Origin of the sequence: Protofrankia sp. Cas8, from assembly GCF_963555845.1 — a bacterium.
Taxonomy (GTDB): domain Bacteria; phylum Actinomycetota; class Actinomycetes; order Frankiales; family Frankiaceae; genus Protofrankia.
In genome coordinates this window covers 989-6553 of the sequence record NZ_CAUVXI010000276.1, presented here as the reverse complement: position 1 = coordinate 6553, position 5565 = coordinate 989, and the positions used below count along the sequence as shown (strand labels likewise).

At 71.1% G+C, this 5565-nt stretch carries 6 protein-coding genes; 1 reads left to right on the top strand and 5 read right to left on the bottom strand.

All coding sequences use genetic code 11. From position 1 onward, the window contains the following. Positions 1-83 precede the first annotated feature (83 nt). From U9977_RS25080 to U9977_RS25070, 3 genes are all read right to left on the bottom strand, one after another. A complete protein-coding gene (locus U9977_RS25080) occupies positions 84-983 on the bottom strand; it encodes a TIGR03854 family LLM class F420-dependent oxidoreductase (protein WP_322751748.1) in 900 nt (299 codons plus the stop codon). A 168-nt stretch (positions 984-1151) separates the two neighbouring features. Beyond that, positions 1152-1856, bottom strand: coding sequence for an alpha/beta hydrolase (locus U9977_RS25075; protein ID WP_322751747.1), 705 nt, complete (start codon positions 1854-1856; stop codon positions 1152-1154). After that, positions 1853-1990: a hypothetical protein gene (locus U9977_RS25070; RefSeq protein ID WP_322751746.1), complete on the bottom strand. Its 138-nt coding sequence runs from the start codon at positions 1988-1990 to the stop codon at positions 1853-1855. The genes U9977_RS25075 and U9977_RS25070 overlap by 4 nt, the downstream gene beginning before the upstream one ends. 123 nt (positions 1991-2113) lie before the next feature. Here U9977_RS25070 and U9977_RS25065 point away from each other — a divergent pair, with 123 nt between their 5' ends. Further along, positions 2114-2743 carry a TetR/AcrR family transcriptional regulator gene (locus tag U9977_RS25065; protein ID WP_322751745.1) on the top strand — a complete coding sequence of 210 codons (630 nt, stop codon included), beginning with the start codon at positions 2114-2116 and terminating at the stop codon, positions 2741-2743. A gap of 89 nt (positions 2744-2832) precedes the next feature. Here U9977_RS25065 and U9977_RS25060 read toward each other — a convergent pair whose 3' ends face one another. Together U9977_RS25060 and U9977_RS25055 are read right to left on the bottom strand one after the other, a co-directional pair. Then, a complete protein-coding gene (locus U9977_RS25060; RefSeq protein ID WP_322751744.1) occupies positions 2833-5271 on the bottom strand; it encodes a glycoside hydrolase family 3 N-terminal domain-containing protein in 2439 nt (812 codons plus the stop codon). Positions 5272-5295: 24 nt separating this feature from the next. Then, positions 5296-5565, bottom strand: a 270-nt coding sequence (locus tag U9977_RS25055) for a hypothetical protein (protein WP_322751743.1), incomplete at its 5' end; no start/stop codon positions are given.

Genomic DNA, 5565 nt, shown 5'->3' with positions numbered 1-5565 from the left:
TCGGCGCGGACATCGGCGCGGACATCGGTGGGATGTCGGTGGGATGTCGTCCCCGAGATTACGAGGGCTGTGCCCGGTTCCGGTCAGGTCTCGATCGGGAGCAGTTCGGTGGCGAACTGGTCGATGAACTCGTTCCAGGCCGGCAGGGACGTCGCTGGGCGAACCACGAACTTGCTCACCCCGACTGCGATGTAGTCCTCGATGCGGCGCCGGAGCGCGTCCCAGCCGACGGGCACGAGGGCGGCAGGGTCGGCGTCGGGCCGCCGACGCCGGACCGCGGCAGCGAGCGCGGGCGGAATGCCGCCGTCCAACGCGACGGCGATACTCAGCCCGTAGTGCTCGGGATCGATCATCCGCCCGGCGGCATCAGCCGCAGCTGTGATCGTCGCGATTCCCTCGGCGGCGTCGGACGGCGTGACCAGGGACGCCAGCCACCCGTCGCCCAGCCGGCCGATGCGGCGCAGCGCGGTGGGTGCGGCTCCGCCGAGCCAGATGTCAAGGGGTTTCGTGGGTAAGGTGCCGATGCTGACCTCGTCCAGCGTGAAATACCGGCCGCGGAAGGTGACCGACGGCTCCGTCAGCAGGCGCCGCAGCAGGACGAGCGCCTCCTCCAGGACCTCGCCCCGCGCTCCGGTGCCGTGTGGTCCAGGCGGGAGGGGGAAGGCGCCGCGGTCGGTCGGCTGCGCCGGACCGAGGCCCACGGCGGGCAGGATCCGGCCGGGGGCAAGACGTGCAAGAGTGGCGAGTTGCTTGGCGAACAGCACGGGGTTGCGCCCCGGCAGGACGGACACCCCGGTACCCAGCTTGAGTCGGCGCGTCCGCGCGGCGGCGTAGGCCAGCCCGACGATCGGGTCCGGGCCCGGTGACGACACAAGCTCCGGCAGCCACATAGAGTCCACACCGAGTTCGTCAAGCCGGCCGACGATGTCCGCGAAACTGTCGCCGGAATCCGCTCCGGGCGCGATTCCGATCCGTACCTTCACGCCCCGTCCAAGCGGATCCACAGGCCGGGTATTCCGCCACATCGCCCTACGGGCATATCGCCCTACGGGCATATCGCCCTACGGGCATATCGCCCTACGGGCATATCGCCCTACGGGCATATCGCCCTACGGCCGTCGACGCCGAGGCCGCGCAGCTCGACCGGCCCGTCAGGTGTCGGCGATGCCGTGCAGGATCGTGGCCAGCGCGGCCGGCTGGCTGATCATGCACATGTGCCCGGCGTCGAGGTCGATCACCGGACAGTCACCGACGCGGGCGGCGAACCGCAGCTGCATCTCGGGCGGGAGGATGGCGTCCTTGGTGGTGCGCACCCAGGTGCGAGGGACGGGCCGGCGCAGGCCTGAGAGGTCGACCGGCTCGGTCGTGAGCCCTTCCGCTTCGGGAACGAGGCGTTGTGCGCACCAGGCGAACTGCTCGTCGTCGAGGTCGTTGCCGAAGTACCGCTTTACCTGCGCGGGATCCATCGTCTCCCGCCGCTCGGCCTGGGATTCCTCGACGTGCTCCTGGACGTCCGGTCGCAGCGCCTGCCTGGTGCTGGTCCCGGCGTGCGGCACCGTCGCGGCGAGAAAGACGGCGTGGCGGACGCGGTCGCCGAGCAGTTCCATGGCCCGCGGCAACGAGCAGCCGGCGAGGGAGTGGCCCACGAGGACGACCTCGTCGAAGCCGGCCGCGTCGACGTCCTCGACGATGGCGCGCGCGCAGTCGGCGAAGGTCACCGACTCCAGCGGCGCCGGTCGGCGCCCCCGCCCGGGTAGGTCGATGGCGAGGACCGGCGCGGCGAGATGGGGCACCAGCAGATCCCAGCAGCGGCTGTCGAAGCCGCCACCGTGCACGAGGACCAGCGGCGTCATCATCGGCCGGCCCCGTCCCGCAGCTGGTCGTGCGGGACGACGCGGGAGATGACGCCCAGCCGGCGGGCTTCGGCGGCCTCGACCGGGTCCCCGAAACGCAGGGGGATGCTCCATACCCCCACCCCAGAAAGATCCATGACACCCCTCCGTCGCAGCTCGCTGACCCGCATCATCGTATCGGCACTCTACGCCCAACACTGCACTCAGTGCCAGATTAGGTACCAAGAAGCAGTTATGGCGCGAGGTATGGTACGACCGTGATGGCTGAGGCGTCTGGAGGGCTCGGGCTCGGACTTGGGCTCCGCGAACGCACCCGGCGCGCCGTACGGGCCGAGCTCATGACCGTCGCGATGGAGCTGTTCGCCCGCAAGGGCTACGACGCGACGACGATCGACGAGATCGCGGCCGCCGCCGGGGTGTCCCGCAGCAGCTTCTTCCGCTACTTCGCCTCGAAGGAAGACGTCGTACTCGACCACCTCGACGCCCTTGGCGAGTCACTCGCCGAGGCCCTGGCGCAGCGGCCTGCCGGCGAGGACGCGTGGACGGCGCTGCGCCGCGCCTTCGATGTGCTACTCGCTTACCACGCGCGCGACCCACAGGGCGCCCGCGGTCTGCGGCAGATGCTCGACGGCAATCCCGCGCTGCGGGCCCGTAACCTGGACAAGCAGTGCGGGTGGCACGACCGGCTCATTCCGCATATCGCCGCCCGCCTTGGCCCCGCCCCCGACCCGGCCGACACCGGGATCAACGCCCGCCCCGAAGCGGTCATCGGCGCCGCACTGGCGTGCCTGGAGGCGGCGAAGCGGGCCTGGATGGCAGCCGGCTGCCGGGCACCGCTGGACAAGGTCCTCGACGACGTCATGCGCACCGTCCGTCCCGGAGCTTTCTGACCCGTCCCCGGACTCCCCATTGCTGTCCCCAGCCGTACAGGCGCTCGAAGCCCTGGAGCACGCCCGGTTTGTGCGCCCGACGGGCCGGCCTACGGGCGCTCGCCGGGCCTGCCGACGGCGACGTGCGAGAGGTAGGAGCGGCGGCCGTGCAGCACCGCCGTCTCGCCCACGACCTCGAAGGCGTCCCGCAGGCGGATGTCGTCCGAGGAGCTGCCCACGAGCACCTGGATCGGGCCCGGCTCCAGCACGACGTCGCCGCCGAGGCCGAGGTAGCCCAGCTGGCTCATCGCCACGGTGAACTCGATGGTGGCGCCGGCGCCGGCGGCGAGGTCGACGCGGGTGAATCCGACGAGCTCCTGGGCCGGCCGGGTGACGCCGGTCGCCTGGTCACAGAAGTAGAGCTGGACGATCTCCTCGCCGGCCCGTTCCCCGATGTTGCGCACTGTCACCGCGACGGTGACGGCGCCCTCGCTGTCGACCTGGACGGAGCTGATGACGAGGTCGGTGTACGCGAACGTCGTGTAGCTCAGTCCGTGGCCGAATGCGAACAGCGGGGTGGCGGGCATGTCGAGGTAGCCCCGGTGCAGGTCAGTGGCGGCGCGCCGGTACCCGGTGCCGGCCGGCTGGCCGTGGTGGATCGGTACCTGGCCGCAGTGCCGGGGGATCGACATCGGAAGCTTGCCGCTCGGGTTGACGTCGCCGAACAGGACGTCGGCCATGGCGGGGCCGGCCGCCTGGCCGCCGTAGTAGCCGTACAGCAGCGCCGGCAGGACGTCGACGATCGCGGTCAGGGCCATCGGCCGGCCGGTGTAGACGATGCCCACGCACGGGGTGCCGGTGGCCGCGACGGCCCGGGCGAGGGTGACCTGGTTCGTGGGTAGGTCGATGTTCGCGGTGTCACTGCCCTCGCCCTCGGTGATCGCAGTGGTGAACCAGCCACCACGGCCGCCCAGCGCCAGGATCACCACGTCGGCGTCGCGGGCGGCCGTCACCGCCGCCGGCATGTCGGTCGGCTCCTCGTCGACGACGCCGCAGCCGGTGACCACGGTCACCTGCGCGTCCGGGACACCGCGGCGGACGGCCTCGGCGAGGGACTGCGCGCCGTAGGTGTCGCGCACGTAGTCGTCGAGCGGCGTGGCGAGAGGGCCGGCGACCTCTTCGATCAGCGCTTCGATCGCCTCGTCCGGCACCTCGCCGGTCATCTCCTCGACGCCGTCCATGGCGCCCCCCTCGCCGCGGAACCGGGCGCCGAGCATCCCCAGCGCGGCGGTGTAGGTGTAGGGCGCAAAGGCGAACGCGGTGCCGTCGGCGTGCGGGCCGACGATCGCGATCCGCCGGACGTCGCGAGACAGCGGCAGGGTGCCGTCGTTGGTCAGCAGGGTCACGGACTGCCGGGCGAGGCGGTCGGCCAGGTCGACGCCCTGGCGGGCCACCGCCCTGATGACGACGGGGTCCTCGTCGACGTAGGGCGCCTCGAACAGACCCAGGGCGAACTTGTCGCGCAGGACCCGCCACGCGGCCTGGTCCAGCTGGTCGGCGGGGACGGTTCCGCGGTGGACGGCCCGGGCGAGGGTGGGGCCGTAGCCGTGCGGGGCTGGCAGCTCGACGTCGATGCCGGCGGCCAGCGCCAGCCGGCCGGCCTCCTCGGCGTCCCGGGCGACCCCGAGGCGCTCATGGAGGTGGTGGATGGTCTGGTAGTCGGAGACGACGGTGCCGGTGAAGCCCAGCCGCTCCCGTAGCAGCGTCGTGAGGATCTCGCGGTTGGCAGCGACCGGGATGCCCTCGACGGTGCTGTAGGAGTTCATCACCGCGCCCAGGCCGGCAAGCTTGATCGCCGCTTCGAACGGGCGGGCATACACCTCGTAGAGTTCGCGCGGCCCCACCGCCGTGGCAGCCATGTTCTGGCCGCCCTCGGTGACCGCGTAGCCCAGGAAGTGCTTGCCGGTGGCGATGACACCCTCGCGCAGGTCGGTGCCCTGCAGACCGCGGGTGAAGGCGACACTCATTGCCGAGGTCAGGTACGGGTCCTCGCCGTAGGTTTCATGGACCCGCCCCCAGCGGGCGTCCCGAGCGACGTCCATGACGGGGGAGAGGGCGAAGGTCTGACCGATGGCCCGCGCCTGCCGGCGCAGGACGCCGGCCATCTCCTCGACACCGCCGGGGTTCCACGTGGCGGCCAGCCCGATCGCCGTTGGGAACGTGGTGAACCCGGGCGCCACCACACCGTTGAGCGCCTCCACATGGAAGATTGCTGGAATGCCGAGCCGGGTGCCCGTGACGAGGAACCGCTGGATCTCGTTGACGATCCTCGCCAGTCGGTCCGGCGTCTTGTGACCGACCATTCCCAGCATCCCGATGTGGCCGATCCCGTCGCGCAGGCGACGCTCGGCCTGGGACTGGATCAGGCCGTCCCGGCCGAGGAGTCCCACCGGTAGCATCCCGGTGACCTGCTGTGCCTTCTCCTCGATCGTCATCGTCTGGAGAAGGTCGTCCGCGCGGGCCTCGGGGCTCACGGCGGCGTCCGACATCGTCTGCGGTCCGGTACCCATGAGTCAGGCCCAGAACTGGTCGGGATCGAGCGCCGATCCGGTATCGGCGGACCGCATGCGTACGTCGACGCTTATCATGAAGATCAACCTCCAGTGGGACGACCCGAAGTACTGTGTCTCCATACTGATCGCATCGAAGACGCCCGGTCGTGCTGCGTCCGGGTAGCCGAACTCCGGGTTCGCCGGATGCGGCATCCGCACCGACGTGCCCGGTTCGTAGGAGCCATCCAGGATGCTGACCCCGCTTCCGACGGGTCGCCTCGGCCTTCGGCT

Excerpts from the sequence above, each read along its gene's own strand:
- U9977_RS25075 (WP_322751747.1), bottom strand. The coding sequence starts at position 1,856 with ATGATGACGCCGCTGGTCCTCGTGCACGGTGGCGGCTTCGACAGCCGC.
- U9977_RS25070 (WP_322751746.1), bottom strand. The coding sequence starts at position 1,990 with ATGGATCTTTCTGGGGTGGGGGTATGGAGCATCCCCCTGCGTTTCGGG.
- U9977_RS25065 (WP_322751745.1), top strand. The coding sequence starts at position 2,114 with ATGGCTGAGGCGTCTGGAGGGCTCGGGCTCGGACTTGGGCTCCGCGAA.
- U9977_RS25060 (WP_322751744.1), bottom strand. The coding sequence starts at position 5,271 with ATGTCGGACGCCGCCGTGAGCCCCGAGGCCCGCGCGGACGACCTTCTC.